Source organism: Collimonas sp. PA-H2 (genome assembly GCF_002564105.1).
In the GTDB taxonomy this organism is placed as follows: domain Bacteria; phylum Pseudomonadota; class Gammaproteobacteria; order Burkholderiales; family Burkholderiaceae_D; genus Collimonas.
Map to the genome: position 1 here is coordinate 4,679,505 of NZ_PDBX01000001.1, position 22,759 is coordinate 4,702,263.

General features: G+C 61.5%; 18 protein-coding genes. 5 read left to right on the forward strand and 13 right to left on the reverse strand.

Annotation, left to right across the window (positions count from 1 at the left end; genetic code table 11):
• Positions 1-386: 386 nt before the first annotated feature.
• The 7 genes from BCF11_RS21520 to BCF11_RS21550 all read right to left on the reverse strand — a co-directional run bounded on the left by BCF11_RS21520 (position 387) and on the right by BCF11_RS21550 (position 8,355).
• Complete coding sequence (locus tag BCF11_RS21520; protein ID WP_233212583.1) at positions 387-1,409, reverse strand: SIS domain-containing protein; 1,023 nt, start codon at positions 1,407-1,409, stop codon at positions 387-389.
• A complete protein-coding gene (gene nagA, locus BCF11_RS21525; protein ID WP_098496548.1) occupies positions 1,390-2,517 on the reverse strand; it encodes an N-acetylglucosamine-6-phosphate deacetylase in 1,128 nt (375 codons plus the stop codon). The genes BCF11_RS21520 and nagA overlap by 20 nt, the downstream gene beginning before the upstream one ends.
• Positions 2,514-3,446 carry a BadF/BadG/BcrA/BcrD ATPase family protein gene (locus BCF11_RS21530; RefSeq protein ID WP_369827809.1) on the reverse strand — a complete coding sequence of 311 codons (933 nt, stop codon included), beginning with the start codon at positions 3,444-3,446 and terminating at the stop codon, positions 2,514-2,516. The genes nagA and BCF11_RS21530 overlap by 4 nt, the downstream gene beginning before the upstream one ends.
• Positions 3,447-3,665: 219 nt before the next feature.
• A complete protein-coding gene (locus tag BCF11_RS21535; RefSeq protein ID WP_098496550.1) occupies positions 3,666-4,787 on the reverse strand; it encodes an ABC transporter ATP-binding protein in 1,122 nt (373 codons plus the stop codon).
• A 26-nt stretch (positions 4,788-4,813) separates the two neighbouring features.
• Positions 4,814-5,707: a carbohydrate ABC transporter permease gene (locus BCF11_RS21540; RefSeq protein WP_098496551.1), complete on the reverse strand. Its 894-nt coding sequence runs from the start codon at positions 5,705-5,707 to the stop codon at positions 4,814-4,816.
• A gap of 12 nt (positions 5,708-5,719) precedes the next feature.
• Positions 5,720-6,643, reverse strand: coding sequence for a carbohydrate ABC transporter permease (locus BCF11_RS21545; RefSeq protein WP_098496552.1), 924 nt, complete (start codon positions 6,641-6,643; stop codon positions 5,720-5,722).
• A gap of 452 nt (positions 6,644-7,095) precedes the next feature.
• Positions 7,096-8,355: an ABC transporter substrate-binding protein gene (locus BCF11_RS21550; RefSeq protein ID WP_098496553.1), complete on the reverse strand. Its 1,260-nt coding sequence runs from the start codon at positions 8,353-8,355 to the stop codon at positions 7,096-7,098.
• Positions 8,356-8,771: 416 nt separating this feature from the next.
• Here BCF11_RS21550 and BCF11_RS21555 point away from each other — a divergent pair, with 416 nt between their 5' ends.
• The 3 genes from BCF11_RS21555 to BCF11_RS21565 are packed head-to-tail and all read left to right on the forward strand — an operon-like array spanning position 8,772 to position 12,347.
• Positions 8,772-10,145, forward strand: a complete 1,374-nt coding sequence (locus BCF11_RS21555; protein WP_233212584.1) for an ABC transporter substrate-binding protein — start codon at positions 8,772-8,774, stop codon at positions 10,143-10,145.
• Complete coding sequence (locus BCF11_RS21560; RefSeq protein WP_304441875.1) at positions 10,142-10,855, forward strand: response regulator; 714 nt, start codon at positions 10,142-10,144, stop codon at positions 10,853-10,855. The genes BCF11_RS21555 and BCF11_RS21560 overlap by 4 nt, the downstream gene beginning before the upstream one ends.
• A 4-nt stretch (positions 10,856-10,859) precedes the next feature.
• Positions 10,860-12,347, forward strand: a complete 1,488-nt coding sequence (locus BCF11_RS21565) for an ATP-binding protein (RefSeq protein ID WP_098496556.1) — start codon at positions 10,860-10,862, stop codon at positions 12,345-12,347.
• A 27-nt stretch (positions 12,348-12,374) separates the two neighbouring features.
• Here the strand turns inward: BCF11_RS21565 and BCF11_RS21570 are convergent, their stop codons facing one another.
• The 3 genes from BCF11_RS21570 to BCF11_RS21580 all read right to left on the reverse strand — a co-directional run bounded on the left by BCF11_RS21570 (position 12,375) and on the right by BCF11_RS21580 (position 14,870).
• Complete coding sequence (locus tag BCF11_RS21570) at positions 12,375-13,010, reverse strand: cupin domain-containing protein (protein WP_158229252.1); 636 nt, start codon at positions 13,008-13,010, stop codon at positions 12,375-12,377.
• Positions 13,011-13,023: 13 nt separating this feature from the next.
• Positions 13,024-13,926 carry a LysR substrate-binding domain-containing protein gene (locus tag BCF11_RS21575; protein WP_098496558.1) on the reverse strand — a complete coding sequence of 301 codons (903 nt, stop codon included), beginning with the start codon at positions 13,924-13,926 and terminating at the stop codon, positions 13,024-13,026.
• Positions 13,927-14,447: 521 nt separating this feature from the next.
• Positions 14,448-14,870: a DUF4019 domain-containing protein gene (locus BCF11_RS21580; RefSeq protein ID WP_098496559.1), complete on the reverse strand. Its 423-nt coding sequence runs from the start codon at positions 14,868-14,870 to the stop codon at positions 14,448-14,450.
• A 312-nt stretch (positions 14,871-15,182) separates the two neighbouring features.
• Between BCF11_RS21580 and BCF11_RS21585 the strand changes: the two genes are divergently transcribed.
• Complete coding sequence (locus BCF11_RS21585) at positions 15,183-17,303, forward strand: TonB-dependent siderophore receptor (protein ID WP_098496560.1); 2,121 nt, start codon at positions 15,183-15,185, stop codon at positions 17,301-17,303.
• A gap of 69 nt (positions 17,304-17,372) precedes the next feature.
• On the opposite strand, the gene BCF11_RS21590 is transcribed toward BCF11_RS21585, so the two are convergent.
• From BCF11_RS21590 to BCF11_RS21600, 3 genes are all read right to left on the reverse strand, one after another.
• A complete protein-coding gene (locus BCF11_RS21590; RefSeq protein ID WP_158229253.1) occupies positions 17,373-19,061 on the reverse strand; it encodes an adhesin in 1,689 nt (562 codons plus the stop codon).
• Between the two features lie 88 nt (positions 19,062-19,149).
• Entirely contained in the window at positions 19,150-20,823 is a 1,674-nt protein-coding gene (locus BCF11_RS21595; protein WP_098496562.1) for a PA domain-containing protein, read from the reverse strand.
• Entirely contained in the window at positions 20,823-21,116 is a 294-nt protein-coding gene (locus BCF11_RS21600) for a hypothetical protein (protein WP_098496563.1), read from the reverse strand. The genes BCF11_RS21595 and BCF11_RS21600 overlap by 1 nt, the downstream gene beginning before the upstream one ends.
• 311 nt (positions 21,117-21,427) lie before the next feature.
• Between BCF11_RS21600 and BCF11_RS21605 the strand changes: the two genes are divergently transcribed.
• Positions 21,428-22,750, forward strand: a complete 1,323-nt coding sequence (locus BCF11_RS21605; protein ID WP_098496564.1) for an Nramp family divalent metal transporter — start codon at positions 21,428-21,430, stop codon at positions 22,748-22,750.
• Positions 22,751-22,759 lie beyond the last annotated feature (9 nt).

A 22,759-nucleotide genomic window follows, 5' to 3' on the forward strand; every position in this document is an offset into this window, starting at 1 on the left:
TGAGGCATACACTCCATGGCCCGCTAAGTGGGGTCGGAGTGAAGTTTCTGCAAAAAGCGCGCAGAAAGTTCACTCCGACCCCAGTTAGCTACGTGTATCAGGTGCGACGAAAACCAGGTGACGGTTTTATCGTGTTTTATGAGTCATCTGGGGTCAGAGTCGACTTTCGCGGTGCTTTATCGCGAAAGTCGACTCTGACCCCACATGACGGATTCGGAGAAAGATTCGGCGCACTACTTGGTTTTATTTTCCAACACCGAGGTATGTACTCCGTAGCCCGCTAAGTGGGGTCGGAGTGAAGTTTCTGCAAAAAGCACGCAGAAAGTTCACTCCGACCCCAGTTAGCTATATGTCTTAAGCGTGACGAAAACCGAGTACAAGATGCTTTACTGCGTTTTAGTCACTTTACTCAAATGCCGCGGCTGATCCGGATCCATGCCGCGTGCTACCGACAATTGAGCCGCCATCACATAGAAAGCCTGGATCGCCACGATCGGATCAAGGTCCGGCGTAGCAGCCACAGGCAAAGTCAGGTCGCGCGCCGCCACATCGTCCGGCGCCGCCAGCAGCACCTTGGCGCCGCGGCCGCGCATTTCCTCGGCCAGCTTGAGCAAGCCGGCCTGGGTCGGTCCGCGGGTGGCGAAGATCAGCAGCGGATAGCCTTCGTCGATCAAGGCCATCGGGCCATGCTTGATTTCGGCGCCGCTGAAGGCTTCCGCCTGGATCGCCGAGGTTTCCTTGAATTTCAATGCCGATTCCAGCGCCAGCGGCAAGCTGATGCCGCGGCCAACCACCATGATGCGGGAGGAGGGCGCCAGCACCTCGATCGCCGGGCTCCAGTCGAGCTCGGTGGCGGCGGTCAAAGCTTGCGGCAGGGCTTCGATGGCGGCCAGGAAGGCAGCGTCGTCCTGCCAGTGCGCAGTCAGGCGGGCGGCAGCCACCAGGCTGGTGATAAAGCTTTTGGTGGCGGCCACGCTCAGTTCCGCGCCGGCATGCAAGGGCAGCGCCCATTCGGCAGCGTTAGCTAGCGGTGACGCGACGTCATTCACCAGCGCTACCGTAGTGGCGCCGCTGTCGCGGAAATAGCGAATAGGCTCGATTACGTCCGGGCTCTGGCCCGATTGCGAAATCGCAATGGCGAGCGCATCGCGGGCGATCAGCGGCGCCTTGTTGAGCGTCACCAGCGAGAGCGGCAGCGAAGCGACGATGCGGCCGAGGCGTGCCATGATCAGGTAGGCGCAGTAATTGGCGGCATGGTCGGAACTGCCGCGCGCCACGGTCAGGATGCTGGACGGCGGCGCGGCGCGCAGGCGCTGGCCGAGTTCGGCATAGCGCTCGCGGTCCTGGCTGAGCTGCAAGGCGACATGTTCTGCCGCCGAGCGGGCTTCTTTAAGCATCAACGAGGTCAATTCTTTCTCCTTCTACATAGACGGCTTTGAGTTTGAGCTGGCGGTCGAGCACCAGGATATCGGCGAAACAGCCTTCTTTCAGGCGTCCGCGTTCTTGCATGCCGAGGTAGTCGGCCGGATAGGTGGAGACGCGCAGCGAGGCTTCGGCGATTTCCAGTCCCAGCGACACCAGGTTGCGCAGCGCCTGGTCCATGGTCAGCGTGCTGCCGGCCAGGGTGCCGTTGTCCAGCCGCACACCGCCCAGGCATTTGTGCACCACCTGGCGGCCCAGCATGTAGTCGCCGTCCGGCATGCCGGAGGCGGCGGTCGAATCGGTGACGCAAAACAGGCGTGGGATCGCCCGTAGCGCGGTCTTGATGGCGCCCGGATGGACGTGCAGCAGGTCCGGGATCAGCTCGGCATATTCGGCATGCGCCAGGGCGGCGCCCGCCATGCCCGGTTGCCGGTGATGGAAGGAGCTCATCGCATTGAACAGATGGGTGAAGCCGGCGGCGCCGTTTTTGAGGGCGGCGACGCCGTCTTCATAAGTACCCAGGGTATGGCCGATCTGCACCCGCATGCCCAGTTTCGAGAGCGTCTTGACCAGCGCCATGTGGCCGTTGATTTCCGGTGCGATGGTGATCAGCTTCAAGGGCGCGAAGCTGCGCAGCCAGTCGATCTGCTCGACCGTTGCGGCAATCGCGAAGTCAGGCTGGGCGCCGAGCTTGCCCGGATTGATGTAGGGGCCTTCCAGATGCGCCCCCAGCACCCGCGCGCTGCCGGCGCGGCGGCCGCGGCAAGCCTTGCCGATCGCGCCCAGCGCTGCTTCCAGCTCTTCCAGCGGCGCCGTCATGGTGGTGGCCAGCATGCTGGTGGTGCCATGCTGGGCATGCAGGCGCGAGACCACATGGACGGCGTCGCCGGCTTCCATGATGTCCTTGCCGCCGCCGCCATGCACGTGCAGGTCGATAAATCCGGGCAGGATATAGTCGCCTTGCTCTGGCGGCTGTTCCAGCGCCTCGCCGCTGATCTCGGCGATCATGTCGCTGAAACCGATGCTGCCGGCGACCCAGCCCTCGGTGGTCAGGACATTGCCATGCAGTTGCGTCAGGTTGCTACTGGTATTCATGCTTGTTCTCCTGCGGGTTCGGCGGCGACGGTTGCGAGTTGGCGGCGCAGCAGCAGCAGTGAGCCGGCTGCGGCGCCGGCGCGCGGCGTGATCGCGCGCGATTTCAATGGTTCCGGCAGATAGGCCTGGAGCGGAGCGGCCAGGCCGCCGCACAGCGCGATCGGCAGCTGCTGCGACGGGTCCAGCGCCAGCGCGATCTGGTCGATTTCGACGCCGGCCTTGCGCAAGATGGTCTGCGCCGCCTGGTCCTCGCCGGCATGGGCCACCACCAGCGGCGCCAGCTGCGCGAAGATGCTCTGGTTGGCGCTGTTGACCCAGGCAATCACCCGTTCCCGGTTCTGGCTGTTGCTGAAGTCGTCGGCGCCGCCGCAGAAGCGGACGATAGCTCGCGCTAACGGGCCGGCGATGGCGCGGCCGTCCAGCGCCCGTTCGACATGGTTGGCGGCGCGCAGGCCGATCCAGCCGCCGCTGGCTTCGTCGCCGGTCTGGAAGCCCCAGCCGCCGACTTCAAGGCGGCTGCCGTCGGCCAGCAAGACTTCGCCGACGCTGCCGGTGCCGATCGCCACCACCACGCCGGGCTGGCCCAGGTGGGCGCCGAGCAGGGTGGTGAAGGCGTCGGTGCCGATGGCCAGCGCACCGAAGCCCGGATTCTGCTCGGTGAACTGTTGCGCCCACTGCGGATTATTAACCCCGGACAAGCCGCAGCCGGCGGCGATCGCCGCATACGGCGGCCGCGCGATGCCGGCCGCCAGGAAGGCGTTGTCCAGTGCCGTGACGATGGCGCACCAGGACTTGCTGGTGCCATGCATCAGAGCCGATGGCCCGCTGCTGCCATCGGCGACATGGCTGCCGTCCGGGCGTTCCACCCGGACCACGGTCTTGGTGCCGCCGCCATCGACCCCGATCAGATATTCGAATGCTGTTTTCAACTCAACTCCCACGCCTTTTTGCAGGCGCATAGTGTATCTATTTCGCAGGTTCAGGTCTTGGAGCCTGTTCACGATCTTACTGCGCCCCCGTGATCTGGCACTAAACGGTGCTCAAAATCCTCGTGTACTTGCAGTACACTCCGGTTTTTCCGCGCCGTTTAGCACCAGCTGACGGCGATGTCAGCGTAGTTTGCTGAGGCTACAGATCGTGAACAGGTTTTATTGCTTGGAAGAAATCATGTTTCCAGGTTTCAATCTTTCCAGAGCCAGGCCTTGGGCATCGAACACGTGAAACGCGCTGCTCGGCGCCGACAGGGTGACGCTGTCGCCGATATGCACCGGATTGTTGCCGTCGCCGCGCACCAGCAGGTCCTGGCCGTCCTGCAGGGTGACATAGATGAAGTTGGCTTCGCCCAGGTGCTCGACGATGCTGACCTTGCCGCTGAATACTTCACCACTATGCGCGTTTTCCAGGATATGTTCAGGGCGCAGGCCAACTGTGACCGCATCGCCGGCTTTGGCGGCGCCGGCGGCGACGTCCGCGCGGACTTCCTGGCCGTTGCCGAGCTTGATGCGCAGGCAGTCGGCTTCCACCGCGCTGACCACGCCAGTGAACAGGTTCATCTTCGGCGAGCCGATAAAGGTCGCGACAAACAGGTTTTTCGGACGCTGGTACAGCTCCAGCGGCGAGCCGGCCTGCTGGATGAAGCCGTCGTTCATCACCACGATCTTGTCGCCCAGGGTCATGGCTTCCACCTGGTCGTGGGTGACGTAGACGATGGTGGCTTCCAGCTGCTTGTGCAGCTTGGCGATTTCCAGCCGGGTCTGCACCCGCAAGGCGGCGTCCAGGTTAGACAGCGGTTCATCGAACAGGAACAGTTTCGGCTTGCGCACGATGGCGCGGCCGATGGCGACCCGCTGGCGCTGGCCGCCTGAAAGCTCGCGCGGCAGGCGCTCCAGCAGATGGTCGATTTTCAGGATGCCGGCGGCATGGCGGATGCGCTGGTCGATGGCGGCCTTGTCGGCGCCGGCGATCTTCAGGCCGAAAGCCATGTTCTTGTACACCGTCATATGCGGATACAAGGCGTAGCTCTGGAACACCATGGCGATGCCGCGTTCGGCCGGCGGCAGGTGGTTGACCACGCGGTCGCCGATAGACAGCTCGCCGCTGGTGATCGATTCCAGGCCGCACAGCATGCGCAGCAGGGTCGATTTGCCGCAACCGGAAGGGCCGACCAGCACGACGAATTCGCCGTCCTTGATTTCTAGGTTGAGATCGGCCAGCACGTTCTGCTTGCCGTCGTAGGATTTGGTGAGTTGCTTGACGCTTACATTTGCCATTGGAGGTCTCGTTTCTGCTTTGTCTATTACTTGACCGCGCCGGAAGTCAGGCCGCGTATCAGTTGCCGGGAGAATATGACGTACATGATCAGGATCGGGATCACCGCCAGCGAGAGCGCCGCCAGCACCGAATTCCAGTCAGTCACATACTGGCCGATGAACTGCTGCACGCCGAGCGTGACGGTCTTGGTTTCATCCGAAGGCGCCAGGATCAGGGGGAACCAGAGATCGTTCCAGGCCGGGATCATGGTGAACACCGCCACCGTCGCGATGGCCGGCCGGATCAGCGGCAGGATGATCTGGAAGAAGATCTTGAATTCGCCGACGCCGTCGCAGCGCGCCGCATCCTTCAGTTCCTTGGGGATCTGGCGGATGAATTCGGACAGGATCATCACCGCCAGCGGCAGTCCCTGCGCGGTGTAGACCAGGATCAGCGCGGTCCGGGTGTTGATCAGGTCGAGGCTGACCACCAGCTGCAGGATGGAGACGGTGCCGAGCCGGATCGGGATCATGATGCCGAGCGCCAGGTACAGCGCCATCAGGCGGTTGCCGCGGAATTTGTATTCCGACAGCGCCCAGCCGGCCATGGCGCCGAACAGCACGATGAGGACCAGGGAGCCGAGCGTGACCACCAGGCTGTTGCCGAAGTAGAGCATGAAGTTGGTGTTATGCAGCACCTTTTCAAAGCCGATCAGCGAGAACGAATCCGGCGTCGGAAACGCCAGCGGGTTGTCGAAGATGGCGTCGCGCGACTTCACTGAATTGATCAGGATCAGGGCAATCGGGAACAGCGCGATCACGGCATAGGCGCACAGCACCACGTGGACCCAGATGCGGCCCAGGTTAGCAAAGCGGCTGCGCGCGACCACAGGCGCCGGGGCCGAGGCCGCGGTGGAAAAGAGCGAGGAGATGGATGTCATGATAAGTCCTCGTTACAGTTCGTAGCGTGTCAGCTTGCGCTGCACGAAGTAGAAATAGCTGGCGACGCCGAGCAAGATCACCAGGAACATCAGGGTGGCGACCGCCGCCCCCATGGTCGGGCTGCCGATCTGCGCCTGGTAGCCGAAGAAGGTACGGTAGAAGAAAGTACCCAGGATATCGGTGGTGTAGTTCGGTCCGGCCAGCGCGCCCTTGACCGAATAGATCAGGTCGAAGGCATTGAAATTGGCGACGAAGGTCAGGATGGTGACCAGGCCCAGTGTCGGCAGGATCAGCGGCAGCTTGATTTGCCAGAAGATGCGGAACGAGCTAGCCCCTTCCGCATAGGCGGCTTCCAGCACTTCTTCCGGCACCGCCAGCAGCGCCGCATAGATCAGCATCATCGGGATGCCGACGTATTGCCAGACCGAGATCAGGCCGAGCGTCAGCAAGGCGGTGCTTTCCTGGCCCAGCCATGGTGCAAAATAGTCGCCCAGACCGATGTGCTGCATCAAGCCTTCGCCGACGCCCCACAAGGGCGACAGGATCAGCTGCCAGATAAAGCCGATGATCACCACCGACAGCAGCGTAGGCAGGAAAATCAGGGTACGGTAGGTGCGCGCGCCACGCAGCCCCTTGAGGCTGAACAGGGTGGCTAGCAGCAAGCCGATCGGATTCTGCAGCAGCATGTGGATGGCGAAGAATTTCAGGTTGTTCAGCATGGCGTTCCAGAACGCCTTGGACCAGTCCGAATCGAACAGGATAGTATGGTAATTGGCGAGGCCGACGAAGCTGTGGACGCCGGCATCGTTGCTGGTATAGAAGCCGAGGCGCAGAGTGTCCAGCAAAGGCAGGGCGCTGAACATGGAATAGATGATGACCGCAGGCGCCAGGAACACCACGATGTGCCAGGGGAAGGTCTTTTTTTGAAGATTCATTCTGGTTTTCTTTGAATGCAAGTTCACTCGCAGGCGCAGCAATCTCACGGGGGAGATCGTGAAGACGACTCCGGCCCGCTGAGCGAACTCTGAAATACGGACGTGATGGCGGCTTATTATCGAGCGGATGCCGTTCTTCACGGGCTGGCCCTAGCGGGCTGTAACAGCTGAATCAAGAGCGCCTGTCACGTATCCGACACGCATGGCGGCGTTGCACATGCTCGCAATAGTCTCGCTATTGCTCCGCTGTGCGCCTTGCCCTGCGCGTTGGATACGCGCCCTTCGCTCTCGATTCAGCTGTTACAGCCCGCTGCTGGCAAGCCTTGGATGCTAGTGTAGTACTTCTGGAGTAGTGTTTCTGGCGAAGCGCTACGCTAGCTGGCTTGTCGGCACAGGATGGGGCAATCTTAATCCCACCCTTCGCCAGACGATAGCATTAATGCAATAAAAGCTTATTGCTGCGGCTTGTACCATTTGGCGAAACCGGTCTGTATCTGCGCTGCAGCTTCCTTAGGCGCCAGTTTGCCGTTCAACACTTGCGCATTGACGTTCCACAGCTGGTTTTCCATGCTCGGTTCGCCGCGGTTCAGAATCTGCGCATTCAGGCGGATGGTCGAGGAGCAGGATTTGCGCCAGTCGATCATCTGCTTGGCGACCGGATCCTTGACCGAGATCAGGTGATCCGATAGCGAGAAGAAGCCGGTGACCTTGTTGGTGTAGATGTCGGCAAACTCTTGCGAACCGAGCCAGGCCAGGAACTTGTATGCATCTTCCTTGTTCTTGGACTTCTTGTTGACGCCCATGCCGATATCGTTGTGATCCGAGATGTAGCACTTGTCGCCGGCCTTAGGCACTGGCGGCGGGAAGGCGCCCATCGAGATCTTGGAGTTGTCGTTGAAATAGGCGATATCCCAGGAACCGGCAGGATAGATCGCTGCCTTGCCCAGGGCGAACTGGTTCTGGCTGTCGCCGTAGGTTTGCGAGCTGGCGCCCTTGTTCAGGTACTTGCCCAGCCTGGCTTCGTATTCAAAAGCGTTGACGAAGTTAGGATCGGTGAATTTTTCCTTGCCGGCGATCAGCGCCTTGCGGCCTTCTTCGCCCTTCCAGTAGTTAGGACCCAGGCCGGTAAAGATGATCTGGCTGGATTCCCACTGATCATTGGTGCCAAGCGCCAGCGGTGCGTACTTGCCGTTGCTCTTGATGGTGTCGAGCACCTTGAAGAATTCAGCTTCGGTCTTCGGCGGTTGCAGGTTCAGGTCTTTGAAAATCTTCTGGTTGTACAGGAAGCCGTGGATCACGGAAGCGATTGGCATGCAGAAGGAGTCTTTGCCGTCATCGCTCTGCCAGGCGGTCTTGGCGGAAGCAGGGAAGTGTTCCATGCCTGGCTTGCCGTCCAGCTTTTCTAGATTGCCCTTCTTGTACAGGGACAGCGAGACGTCGAACGGACGGCAGGCGATCAGGTCGCCGGCAGTGCCGCCGGCCAGCCGCGCGGACAGGCTGGAGTCGTATTCGGTCGGAGCGGTAGGGGCAAACTTGACTTCGATGCCAGGATTCTTTTTCTGGAAAGCCGGGATCAGCACGGTTTCCCACAGGGTCTTGTCGTCGACGCGCCAGCTTTCGATGGTCAGCGTACCGGCTTGCGCCGTGCCGCAGGCCGCCAGGGCGATCAGTACGGCGTTGCGGATAGTGCGAATTCGGTTGACCGTTTGCATCTAAGTCTCCTCTTGGATTTTTATCGGATTGGATTTTGCGGCCCTCTATGCAGAGCAAACCGCCGCGAACAGACATTAGCACCATAAAATTTGTGCCGCCATCTTTCGCATTAATCGGCCACATTATTTTCATAAGCTATTGATTTTATTGATGAAAGGCGAAGTTGGCAGGTTTTGGCGATTACATATCTTTACAGTATGGCCAATGAAATTTTATGCTCTCATACGGCAATTATCCAGAATACTTGCGTTAAGGCGATATTGTTTAAAAAGATAACTTTACGAAAATTTACGTTTCTTTACAAAACGAGAAGAGCGCTAACGTTGCGTGCGGGACTTGCGCTATAGTCACACGCGTTGTGGGGAGACCAGGCTAGTGTTTGTATGAGTTCATAAAAAATATCAACAAGGCATACATGATTGATAAGCGACTCCCGGAACGGCTCTCGGGGCGATGCAAGGACGACAGGGGAAGGTGGCTGGCAGCATATCGCAACCGGATGGCGCTGCTGGTGTTTGGCTTTCTGCTTAACTGCGCGATCGGCGCGGCAGGCGCAGCCAGCCTGGCGCCCGTCGTCAATGCCAATCAGCCGCCGGCGTCCTTGCAGGTGCTGCACTGGTGGACCTCGGCCGGCGAGCGTAAGGCGGTCGATGTCCTCGCCGGCAAGCTGGCGGAAGAAAACATCCAGTGGCGTGACGCCGCTATTCCCGGCGGCGCCGGCCTCGGCGCCAGCAAGGTGCTGAAGAGCATGGTGTTGGCCGGTAAAGCGCCGGAAGCGACCCAGCTCAACGGCATCGTGTTCGGCGAGTGGGCCGATCTCGGCTTGCTGCTCGAGCTGGACGATGTCGCTACGCCCGGCAACTGGCAAAAGCTGCTGTTCCCTACCGTCTGGTCGCTGGTGCTCAACCGCGGCCATGTGGTGGCCGCGCCGCTGGGAATTCACCGCATCAACAACCTGTTCTATAACAAGAAGATCTTCGACCGCCTGAATTTAACGCCACCGAAGACCTGGGCCGACTTCGGCCGCGTCGCCGACAAGCTCAGGCAAGCCGGCATTACGCCGCTGGCGCAGAGCAGCGAAGCCTGGCAGGTGGCTACCTTGTTTGAGACGCTGGTGCTGGCGGAAAGCGGCCCGGCTTATTACCGCTCCTTGTTCGTCGATCTCAATCCGCTGGCCTTTGGCGACCAGCGCATGACCCACGCGCTGAAACGCTTGCGCGCGCTCAAGGAATGGATGCCGGCGCCGCTCAGGGAACGGCCCTGGCCCGAGATGACGCGCCAGCTGGCCAACGGCGAGGCCGCCATGTTCGTGATGGGCGACTGGGCCAAGGGCGAGCTGCTGGCCTGGGGCCTGAACACCGACCAGGACTTTGCCTGCGGCACAGTGCCGGGCACCGCCGACTACCACCTGTATAGTGTCGATACCCTGGCCATGTTCGCCGGCGACTATTCGCACCAGCCGGCGCAGGAAAAGCTGGCGCAGATCATCATGTCGCCGCCGGTGCAAACCGCATACAATCAGGTCAAGGGCGCGATCCCGGTGTGGCGTGCGCCGGATCTGTCGAAGATGGACAGCTGCGCGCGTGCCTCATGGGCCGTGTTCAGCAAAGGCAGCGCCTACCAGGCGCCGAGCCTGGTGCACCGCATGGCCGCCGACGAAACCGCGAAGGACGCCATCGTCGCCGAAGTGCATCGTTACTTCATCGACGACAAGATGTCCGAGAGCGATGTCCAGCGCAAGCTCGCCAGCATTGCGCGGACCGTGACGAAAACAGGAAAGTTGGAATAATGCGCAAGATACTCATAGTCGACGATGACCAGAAAACCCGGACGCTGCTGAAAGCCTACCTGGAAAAGAACCAGTACGAAGTGCGCCTGGCGCACAACGGCGAAGCTTTCCTGGCCGAGTTCCAGCGCTACTCGGAAGAACTGTCGCTGGTGATCCTGGACGTGATGCTGCCGGATACAGACGGCTTCGCCCTGTGCAAGACGGTGCGGCGCAAGTCGAATGTGCCGATCATCATGCTCACTGCCAGTTCCGACGAGACCGACCGCGTGGTCGGCCTGGAGCTGGGCGCCGACGACTATATCGCTAAGCCCTACAGTCCGCGCGAGCTGCTGGCGCGCATCAAGGCCATCCACCGCCGCAGCGGCATCGACAGCGCGGTGGCGCCGCGCTACTACCGTTTCGTCGGCTTTACCCTAGATACGGTGGAACGCACCCTGAGCGACCCGGACGGCCAGCTGGTGGCGCTGACCGGCCTCGATTACCAGTTGCTGAAGTATTTTGTCGAGCATCCGGGCGACGTGCTCGACCGCGGTGTCTTGTGCGAGGAAACCCGCGGCCGCGATGTCGGCCCGCTGGATCGTTCGCTGGATGTGCAGATCAGCAAGCTGCGCCTGCGCCTCAACGACGGCGGCAAGGATCCGCATCTGATCAAGACCGTGCGCGGCGTCGGCTATGTGTTCTCGGCCGACGTGGCGGCCGCGCATAGCTGACGTCATGACCAGAGCGAGCTGGTCGGCCGGCTACAACCGGCTGCTGTCCTGGCTGCTGCCGCACACGCTGCTGGGCCGGCTGTCGGTGGTGATGGTGTTCGGCGTGCTGGTGACGCAGCTGGCCGGCGGCTTGATCTGGTCGGCGCAGCTGCGCAGCAAGGCTGAAGTCGAGACCAGGACCGCGTCCCAGCATCTGGCCCACAGCGCCGCCAGCGCCATCCGCTTCTTCATGAGCCTGCCGGCCAACTACCGGCCTATCCTGATCCAGCAGCTGCGCGAAATGGGCGGCACGCGCTTTTTCGTCAACACCAACGACGGTCCGGTCACCATCCACAAGATCGCCGACAATTCGCTCGCCAACATGGCGCTGGGCGAGATCGGCGCCACCCTGAAAACCGATCTGCCCTTCCTGCCCGGCTTCCGCCTGGCGTTTGCCTGGCCCGACGACCTGACGGTATCGACCGACGGCCTGAAAGTGGCGGACTTGCCGGACAGCTGGGTCCAGCATACCTTGCTGATCAAGCCCAATCCGGCGCCGGTGCTGGTGATCCAGACCGAGCTGGAACCCGGCAACTGGCTGTATCTGGCGGCCCTGATGCCGAATCCGTATTTCCTCGACAGCGATAACCCGCTGTCGGCCGAACGCCTGCTGCTGCAGGGCGTGTCGCTGGCGACCGTGCTGCTGCTGTCGATCCTGGTGGTGCGCTGGACTACGCGGCCGCTGGCGGCGCTGTCGGATGCCGCCGACGCCTTTGGTAAGGGCGAAGCGCCGCCGGAACTGCCGGAAACCGGCAGCCGCGAATTCATCAAGACGGCGCGCGCCTTCCGCGCCATGCGCGAGCGCATCAAGCGCTACCTGGATGACCGCGAGCGGCTGTTCGTCTCGATTTCGCATGATCTGCGGACGCCGATCACGCGCTTGAAACTGCGCACCGAACTGCTGGACGACGAAGAGTTGCGCGGCGAGTTCCACGAGGACCTGGACGAGCTCGACATGATGGTCAAGGGCGCCTTGCAGTCAGTCAAGGATAGCGATATCCATGAAAACCGCACCGAGGTGCGGCTCGATGCGCTGATACTGCGCATGATCCGCGACGCCCGCATGGCCGGGCACGAGGTGGCGTTCAGTGAAACCGGGCTGACAGTGATGGCCAAGCCGCTGGCGCTCAAGCGCGCCATCGGCAACCTGTTCGATAATGCCTTGCATTACGGCCATAAGGTGGAAGTCTCGGTGGCCAGCCTGATCAATGAGTCCGGCGCCAATATCCAGATCCAGATCCGCGACCATGGCCCCGGCGTGCCGGAAGAAGCCTTGCTCAGCCTGTTCGATCCCTACACGCGGCTGGAGCACGGGCGCGACCAGAATGCCAGCGGCATGGGGCTGGGGCTGGGGATTGCACGCAATATCGTGCAGGCGCATGGCGGCGAACTGTTATTGCGCAATCACCCGGACGGCGGCCTGGTCGCGACCATTGTCTTGCCTCAGACCTGATCGGGATTGCCGTTGCCGGCTTGGATGTTAGCCGCCCTTGGGGGCGAGCCTGCCGATGACCTGCGCATGCTCTGGATTGTTGCGCTGGAACGCGCTTAAGTCTTCCTGGTCGGCGATCTTGAATTTGGCGAATTCAAACGGTCCTCTGCATTCGCAGGTGACCAGCCCATATTCTCCGCTCGGATAAGCGCCGAACCAGTCGCCAAAGCCGCTGTCATTTTTCTCTATGACGACATCATTGTCGTAAGTCACCGCTTCCGCCGATTTCCAGATGCCGTCGCCGCTGATTTTGGGAATGATCAGCGAGTCGCCCGAAATCAGCTTGAATTTCTCTTTGGTGTCTTGCAGGCTGTGCCAGCTGGAAATCGCCTGTTTCGGCAATAAATAAAAAATCACCGTATATGCCTGGTTGCGGATGAACTCGCGATAGAAGCCGCCTTCCGGATGGGCTTCCAGCGCCAGGCCATGCTGGATATGGCTGGCGGCCAGGTGGTGATGCTCGGGCAGCGCGCTTAGCGTTCCCAGGTAATTTTTTATGTTGAGCGCTTCGGCATGCGGGCCGCTTTTTTCAGCGGCAGTACTTTGATCGCCTGCTGCAATGAGCTGCTCCAGTTCTGCAAGATAAGCGCTTAAATGCCGGATCAGTCTGGCAGGCGTGTACATGCGGTTTCCTTTTTTACAGGCCGAAGGAATAGTTTTTCGCCACGTGCAGCGCGGCTTCGCGCAGATCGTGGGCAAGCTCCGAGCGGATGCCGCCGCTCGGGTAGGCCAGCACATACTTGTAGTTGATGTCGGCCTTGAACGGCCGCGTGACGACGCCGTGCGGGCGCCAGATCTTGGCTGCGAACGGTTCCACGATGGCGACGCCGAAACCGTTGGCCACCATCGCATAGCGGGTGTGCGAGGTGTGCGTCTGGATCGTGTAGTTGGGGCGGATCGCCGCCGAATTCAGGGTCGACAGTTCGCGGTCGTAGGATTGCGCGCTGTTGGGCATCCAGCCGATGACGTTTTCGCCGTCCAGGTCTTCCGGCAGGATGATGTCCTTTTGCGCCAGGGGATGGGTGGCCAGCATCGCGCACAGCACGGTGGCTTCCATGATCGGTTCGACCTCGATGCCGGCGAACGGCGGGAACGCCAGGCTGAGCGCCATGTCGACCTTGAGATCCTGCAGGCTGACCAGGATTTCCGGTACGGTGCAGCTGTCGATCTTGACCGAGACATCCGGATGCTGCTTGAAGAAGCGTTGCAGCACTTCCGGCAGCAGGGTGGTGGACAGTACCGGCAGGCAGGCGATGGTCAAGCCTTCCGGCGCTTCATGGCGGATGTTGCCGGCCACTTGCATCAGCCGCTCCAGGCCCAGGAAGTTTTCCTCCACCGCCTTGTAGAAGCGCACCCCGGCGTTGGTCGGCTCGAGCCGGCCCTTGGCGCGGTTGAACAGGCGGAAGCCGAGATCGGCTTCGAGGTCGGCGATCAGGCGGCTGATGGCGGGCTGGGTGACGTGCATGCGGCGGGCGGCGGAGACGCTGGTGCCGGAGATCATCAGTGAACGGAAAGCTTCGATTTGGCGGAAACGAATCATGATGTAGTTTCAATGCAAGAGTGCGGTCTCGTGAGTGCATGGAGCTGCTAAGGCCCCGTTAGGCAATAAGCGCCGCAACAAAAACCGTTGGAAACAGCGGCAGCGACCGCTATAACAAACAGCTATGGCACATACGAATTTGTGAGTGGACATGATATTCCATTCTTGTAACACTGTGTGCACTGAAAATGTTGTTGTGCACCACAGCAATCAACGTTTGTCATATGGATTTTTTGATTGAACCACGGTTCAATGATTGCTCCGGCCGATGTGCCAGTTTTGCCGCCGGCGGAGTTGAAGATTTCTGGTTATGTCCAGATTTGCTCACAAGGCGCCCTGTTTTTAGAGATTTCGAGGCCCTCACAAGGTGGCTTTCGGATCCTGGGGTTAGGTTAATCCCCAGTCCGCACCTCCATTGTTACCTGCGCTGCGCGCCGCGTCTTGCCTGTACTCCGGCTTATATCCTTGCTTTTATACTCCTTTTTCCACTCTCTGTTTTTCGCCTGCGTTTGCTCTTGCCATCAGCGGATGAAATAGCCTGAGACTTTCCAGCTGCCATCTTTTTCACGCATGGGCGTGATCGTTTCGAGCGCGGACTTTTTGTTTTCGAACTGGGTCTCGTACTGGATCACCACGTATTCACCGTCAGGCGCGCCGGGCAGGGTCGTCGCATATTCCGTGCTTTTGAGTTCGCGCGCCTTGACGCTGCCAAGCGGCGCCCGCAATGAACGCACGCCGGTTTCCCAAGTGCTCTTGGAAATGCCCGTCTTGAAAAACGTGCCGGCGCGTTCCCAGCTCTCGCCGTACTTGCCGGCATCGGTCAGCGCGATCCATGCCTTGGCTGCGGTTTCGGCTTGCTTGATGATTTCTGCTTGCGGCTCGGCGGCGAAAGTAGGGGCTGCGTTCATCAGCAGCACTGCGGCTAGCGCCAATATGGTTTTCATTTTCCGTTTCCCCCTGGATTAAATTTCCTTAGGTCGCGCAGATGGATGCATGCCGTTCCGATACGTTCAGATCATAGGGGTTGCGGCGGCTATTTGCAATGCAGCCGTACTGCCGATGCCGTTCGGTAACGAGCGGCATCGGCGAAACTGAAAAACAACATTTTCCGGGTTTGCATTGACACATATAATGAGAATCATTATTGTTTCGACTTTTGCAAATCCACCGCCAGCCAGTATCTCCCGTTCCCGACCACGTCGCGTAGCAATAGAGCAGCCAGTGCGAATATGACGCGTATCAGGAGAATAAACCGCATGGCCGCCCTCGAACTTCCTCAGATTCTGAACACCCCGCGCTTGAAGTGCTCCGCTGCCGTCACCCTGGCGCTGGCAGTGCTGACCTTGCCGGCGACGTTGCATGCACAGCAGGCTGACTCTAGCGCTGCTGCTGAAGAACATGCGCTGGAATCGATCCAGGTCAGCGGCGACTGGCTCGGCAGCGGCCTGCAAAACAGCGTCAAGCGCTATCCCGGCGCGCGCACGGTGGTCAAGAAAGAGGATATCGAAAATTCTGGCGCCGCCAGCATCGGCGACGTCATGCGCCGCATTCCCGGCGTGCAGGTGAGCGACAACTCCAGTTCCGCCGGCAGCTCGGTGTCGCTGAATATTGGCGTGCGCGGCCTGGCCGGGCGCTTCTCGCCGCGCTCCACCGTGCTGCTCGACGGCATCCCGCTGGCGGTCGCGCCGTACGGCCAGCCGCAACTGTCGTTTGCGCCGGTCAGCCTCAACAACATCGAAGCTATAGACGTCGTGCGCGGCGCCGGTTCGGTCCGCTTCGGCCCGCAGAACGTCGGCGGCATCATCAATTTCAAGACCCGCTCGATTCCGGCCGAGCCGGGCTTCAACGGCGACGCCAGCGTGCGCACCAATAACTACACTGAGGCCGGCGGCGCCAACCGCCAGTACAGCGCCTTTGTCGGCAGCCAGCTCGATAACGGCCTCGGCCTGGCGCTGCTGTATTCTGGCGTCGACGGCTCCGGCTGGCGCGCCGACAGCGGCGAGACGGTCAATGATTTTGCCTTGAAATACCGCTACCAGATGACCCCGAGTTCGGAGATCTACGGCAAGCTGTCGTACTACGATGTGCGCTCGCAGACGCCGGGCGGCCTGACTGCGGCGCAGTATGCCGCCAATCCGTTCCAGAACACCCGGCCCACCGATTTCTGGAGCGGCACGCGCAAGGGCGCCGACATCGGCTACCTGAATACGATTTCCGACACCCAGGAATTCGAGATCCGCACCTACTACAACGAGAGTTTCCGCCAGAGCACGCTGATCAGCGGCAAAGTCCTCGGCCATCAGCCGCGCACTTACCAGACGCTGGGAATCGAGCCGCGCTATACGCAGCGCTTCAACATTGGCGGCAGCATCAACGATGTCACGGTCGGCTATCGCTATATCCGCGAAACCGGCAATGACCTGGTGTACAACACATCGGTAGCAACTGGCATGGCGACGCCGCCATCCAGCTCTTTCGACAATTTCACCGGCGCCCATGCGGTCTACATCGACGACAAGATTGCGCTAGGAGACTGGCGCATTACGCCTGGCATCCGCTACGAGCATATCCGTTCGACCCGCACCGACGTTCTCAACGGTCCGGTATTCCCGGTAGCTAACAACAAGGCCTTGCCATCGCTCAGCGTGGCTTATCTGCTGAACCCAAACCTGACGCTGTTCAGCAATTACAGCACTTCGTTCGGCCCGGTCCAGAATACCCAGCTGAATGCGGCGATCGCCGGCAACCCGCTGGTGCCGGAAGTGGCCAAGACTGCCGAAATCGGCGCGCGCTGGAAGAGCCGTCAGCTGTCGGCTGAGATCACCGCTTTCGACATCCGTTTCGACAACCAGATCCAGCAGGTGGCAGGCAGCTCGCCGGCGGTGTTCCAGAATATCGGCGCCACCCGCCATGACGGCATCGAGACGGCGATCGACTATGCCTTCGACAAGGCCGGCGTGCTGGCGGGCCTGAACGTCTACGCCAACTACACCTACACCCGTGCGTTGCAGAAATCCGGCCCGACCGCCGGCCTCGACGTGCCGTTCTACTCGCGCAATACCGACACCATCGGCGCCCGCTACGCCGTAGGCGCCTGGGGCTTCGATCTGTCGACTACGCATCAAAGCCGGCAGTTCGCCGACAATGCCAACACCATCGCCGAAAGCGCGAATGGCGGCAACGGCGAGATCCCCGGTTTCCGCACCTGGAATGCGCAAGCCAGCTGGAAGGTGCCGGGCCTGAAGGGAACCGAGCTGCTGGCCGGCGTCAACAACCTGAGCGACAAGCGCTATTTCACCCGCACCACCGATTCGAATATCGGCAAGCTGGTGGGCGCGCCGCGCATGGTGTACGTGCAGGGACGCATCGCTTTCTGAGCGCAAGGAAGTATCGCGCAGGATAAAGAATGGAAGCCAGTTGCCAATGGCTTCCATTTTTTATTGCAGCTACCAGGAGAAGCTGCCGCTGCCCTGGATCGCCACCTGACCGCCGTTGGCGGCGCTGGCGCCAAAAGCCAGCTGGGTATGCTGGGAAATGCTGGAAGCGAAAGCGATGCCGAGCGCGCCGTAGCCGCCGTAGCTGGCCGTGCCCAACGCCACGCCGCTGCTGTCGCCGCGCGCGATATACACGTGCGGAATCGCCATCGCCTGGGCGGTGGCGCGGGCTGCGTAGCTCTTGCTCTGGTTCAGCGTATCCTGTGCCGACGCCTGCATCTGGTTCAGGTTGACGGCATCGGTGCCAGCCGTGCCGGGAGCGACATTGGCGATCTGCCGTTCGCCGCCGGTATAACCGACCGATACGGTATTGGCGCGCGTCGCCACCGAACCTTGTCCCAGCGCCACCGAATTGGAGGCCGAGGCCACCGCATTGGCGCCCACGGCTACCGAGTTATTGCCGCTGGCGATCGCATTGTTGCCGATGGCCGTGGCCGGGTCGGCAACCGCTTGCGCACCGGCGCCTATCGCCACCGATCCGTTGAAGCTTGCCGTTGCGCCCGCGCCCAATGCCACCGTGTTGTCGCCATTGGCGCTGGCGTTGGTGCCCTGGGCGATGGCGTTCGCGCCCTTGGCCGAGACGCCGTTGCCGCAAGCCACGCTGCCGCTGGCGCCGATCTTGCAGGCGCCGCTGTTGAACAGCGAGACCAGGGCTTTTTGCATCTCCGTCAGCTGCCCCACATTGGCGGCATCGGTAGCAGCAATGCCGGCCGCCACATTGTTGATGACGGTGCCGGCGCCGTTGTTGGCGTTCAGCACCAGCGCCTTGCCGCCATTGCCGTACTGGGCCGAGTTGCTGGCGCTGGCGGTCGTCGTGGTCGTGCTGGTTCCAGCGGTCTGTTCCAGCTTGGCGGCGCGGGCGTCGATGCCGACCACGCGCGTATCCAGGCTGGTGAGCGAGGAACGCATGCCGGTCATCCAGATATCCACGGCTGAGAATGCATCGCCGACCTTGGCAGAGCTGACGCCCTGGATCACATAGGACGGCGCCACCAGCGCGCCGGCTGCGTTGACCGAGGCATTGCCGCCCAGCGCCGTCGCCAGGTTGCGGTATTGGGCAAGGTTGGTGACGTCGTTGTCCTGCGTACCGGCGGCGACATTGATGATCTGGCGCTGGAATGGCGTCGTGACATTGCCGTCGCTGTCGGTCACGCTTTGCACGCTGCCGACGGATACGCTGTTGGCGCGGTCAGCCACCGAGTTGGCGCCTAGCGCCACGCTGTTGTCGGTGGTGGCGCGGCTCAGCCGCCCCAGCGCGGTGCTGTTCTTGCCGTTGACCAGCGCCGATTCGCCCACTACCGTAGCGTTGACGCTGAACGCATTGGCATTCGCGCCGACTGCGGTGCTGCCGGCCTCGCCGGCAAAGCTGTTGGCGCCGACGGCCGAGGCATTGGCCTTGGCGGCTGCGGCATAGGCGCCTACCGCAGTGGTGTTCTGGTCAATGGCCAGAGTGCCGCTGCCCAAGGCCGTGGCTTGCGCGCCTGAAGCCACGCTGGCGTTGCCGGCCGCTACGGCATCGACGCCGGTGGCCTTGGCATTATCGGTGCCGTCCTTCAAGCCGCTGGCGTCAAAGTAGGACGGTACGGCTTGCGCGCCGGCTCCCGCCGGCAGCCAGCCAAGTGCCGCGATGCACAGGCTCATTTGCAACACAGAAAGGGGGAGTACGCCAACTCTAGTGCGGTTATTCTTCATCAAGATTCCCTAAGCTAAGGTGAAGGATTAGAACGGTTTAGTGCCAGGCCGCATACTGTGCATCAGCCTTGCTGCCGACCAGGCACATCTTCAGGCTCTGTGCCTGCGCCGGCTTGAACAGCTTGGCTTCCAACCGCGACTGTATGTAGCGGCCGGTGCAGTCGCGGTAATCGCCGACGGTAGCTGAGGTCTTGGCGCACAGTTTGAGATTGGTCACCGCGTTGGCGCCGGGGATCAGGCCGCCCGGAGAGGAGACCGGTACGCTGGTATTGCAGTCCAGCAGGCTCAGGTTGCCGCGGTTGACGCCCCAGCCGATATCCATGAACAGTGCGGGCGTCAGGTCGAGGTCGGCTTGGGCGATCACGGTGGAACTGGCGCTCGGCGCCATCAACGGCGTCGGCAAGAGATTCTGATCGAAATGCGAGAAGGTCGATCCCGGCAGGAATCCTGGCGGCGCATTGATCTTGGCGCGCCGGATCGCCGCGCCGGCAGGATCCACGCCGTCCGCAAGTACGCCGGCCAGATGGCGGTCCGCATAAGGGCCGATGCCGCTGGCCGCCAAGCCTTGCAGGTTGGCGCGGAGCTGCTTGCCGAACGCCTGCGGCACCAGTATCGAAGGGATGGTGACCTGGTCCGAGCCATTGCCGGTGCCCATCAGGCCGACAGTCGAGCCGCCGTTGTCGGCGATGATCGCCGCCACTGCGCCGGCTTGCTGGGCATACAGGGCTTTTTGCGAAAAATTGCATGAGCCGCGATCAATCAGCGCTATCCGCTGCGTCAGCGCGGCGGCGTTGGTGAAGGGCTGGCAGCCGTCGGTATGCACTACATTGCCGGCGTCCGTGTAGACAGCCTGCACCACAGCGCCAGTGAAGGCGGCGGCGGTTGCCGGCGAACCGAAATCGGCGATGACGAATGCGCTATAGCCGGCCGCCGCTGCCGGCGCCGTTATCTGAAAGGCCGGTTCGGGTTTCAGCTTGATCGGCACCTCGGCGGTAACCTGAGGGCCGGTCCACACCAGATGGTCGCCAATCCGGGCTGCGGCCCGTTCGGCGTTGCTCATCGCAATCCAGTCGGCGCCGCCAGCGCTGCGGACAAAGCGATTGTAGATGTTGCTGGGGTCGGCGGCTGCGCGGTCGGTCGCGCTGTTGCCTGCAAAACCCAGGCCGTGCCCGATTTCGTGGGTGACGACGTCGAGGAAATTGGTTTGGCCTTTTGGCGTGCGCCCATCCAGTCCGTAGTACCAGCCCTTGGCCGCGCCGCCGACATCGATGTCGGTGGTGAATTCGGAATGGATGTCGTCCGATTGCGGATCGTTGTCCACGCCACGCAGTGAATTGGCCAGCGCCTTGCTGTACCAGGTGTTGGCGAGCGGGGCGTTGGCGAAATCGCGAAAGGTATAGATCGCGTAGGCCTGGCCCAGGATATCATTGCCGGCCGAGTTTTTGCCCAGCGATTTGAAGGATGCCTGGACTCTGATCGGCACCGCGCTGTTCAGCAGCGCACCATACATATTGAGTGCGAACTGATAGACCAGGCGGCGCTGCTCGCCCAGGGTTGCGCCTGGATTACCGCCCACCGGCGCGGCAGCGGTGAGGTCATTCAGGCCTGCTCCGGCGGGATCCTGGTTGACCAGGACCAGTTCGGCGGATTGTGCTGCCTGTATGCCGCACAGCAGGGCCAGTATGCCGGCGCAATGAACGATGCGTTTCATCAGCGCACCTCTGCTTTCTTCTGAGGCGCCGAGATCTCGGCCGAGTGCTGCACCACAATAGTACCGTCCGCAGCCTTTACCGCGACCAGCGGCGGCATGGCCTCAGCTTTCATCGCCACACCGTCGCCCGGGCGCGTGCCCTGGCGGGCAGCGCTATCGCTGGCAGTGGGCTGGGGAGTTTTGTTTGGCGGAGGAGACGGTTCGACTGCAGAGGCGGCCATCGGCGCTGCTACGCCAAGGGCCAGCGACAAGGCGCGCACGCCCTTGCGCAAATTCCTGATATGGTTGTTCACGGTTTAAGCTCCTCTGTGACACACTGCCGGTTGCAGCGGATCGTTATTGGTATGGGATTGAACGGACGGATTTCATACTGGACAGCAGCTACAGCGACACGACCCTCATGCATGGAGTCTTATCTGTTATGCCCGGCGAGATGGAAAAAGGGGACACGAAGCGGGCAATTATTTATACAAATTTTTGCCGTTGATGGAAGAAAGGGAGAAGTTGGCGACAGATTGAGATTGGCGATGCTGCAAAAATTGCCGCGATTACTGCTGCCGGTGCAGCCGTTATAGAATTACGGCAACATCCTCAGGAAGCTTGCATGTATCGTCTGCCGACCACCGCCACCGCACCATTCTGCCCATCCGAGGTGGCCGGCACCGTCGCCGTCCCAAGCAGTGGCCCGTTCTGGAAAAAGATACTGCGCTTCGTCGGCCCGGGCTTGCTGATCTCGGTCGGCTACATGGATCCCGGCAACTGGGCGACCTCGATACAGGCCGGTTCCCAATTCGGTTATCAGCTGCTGTTCGTGGTGCTGTTGTCCAGCCTGGCCGCTATCGTCCTGCAATGCCTGAGCATGCGGCTGGGCATCGCCACCGGCAAGGATCTGGCGGTGCATTCGCGTGAGCGCTACAGCCCGGCTGCCGGAAAATGCATGTGGTTTTTCGCGGAAATCTCGATCATCGCCTGCGACCTGGCCGAAGTGCTGGGCTGTGCGCTGGCGTTCAAACTGCTGCTCGGAGTCTCGCTGCCGGTCGGCGTCCTCCTGACCGCCTTCGATACGCTGCTGGTGCTGGATTTGAAGGGTAAGGGCTTCCGTCAGATCGAGGCCATCATCCTGGGGCTGGTGACGACCATAGCGGCTTGCCTGTTCGTCGAGTTGGTGTTTTTAAAGCCGGACTGGCAGGCGGTGGCGGCCGGCATGCTGCCGTCGCTGGGCGCGCTGGCCGGCCGCGAGCCCTTGTATCTGGCAATCGGCATCCTGGGGGCGACGGTGATGCCGCACAATCTCTACCTGCATTCGTCGATCGTGCAGACACGGGTGGTGGCCGACAACGACCGCAGCCGGCAGCAGGCGATACAGCTGTCGCGGCTGGATACCATCGTGTCCTTGCTGCTGGCGCTGCTGATCAACGCCGCGATCCTGGTGCTGGCGGCGAGCGCGTTCAATGCCACCGGCAATAGCGCAGTGATCGAGATCGATCAGGCCTACCATCTGCTCGATCCGATTACCGGCACTGCCGCCGCCGGCATCCTGTTCGGCGTGGCGCTGTTGGCTTCCGGCCAGAGTTCGACGTTTACCGGCACGATTGCCGGCCAGGTCATCATGGAAGGTTTTCTCAAGCTGAAAATCCCGTGCTGGCAGCGCCGCCTGCTGACCCGCCGCTTGGCGCTGGCGCCGGCCCTGATCGGCGTGCTGACCTGGGGCGAGCACTCGGTCGGCCGTTTGCTGGTGCTGAGCCAGGTGGTGCTCAGCCTGCAGCTGCCGTTCGCCATGTATCCGCTGATCCGTCTCACCAGCCGCCGCGACGTCATGGGCGTGTTTGCCAATTCGCAGCTGACGGCGGGCATATCGTGGATATTGTTCGCGCTGATTTCAGCGGCGAATATCTGGCTGGTGCTGCAGGCGTTCGGCGTCGGCTAAGACGTTTTC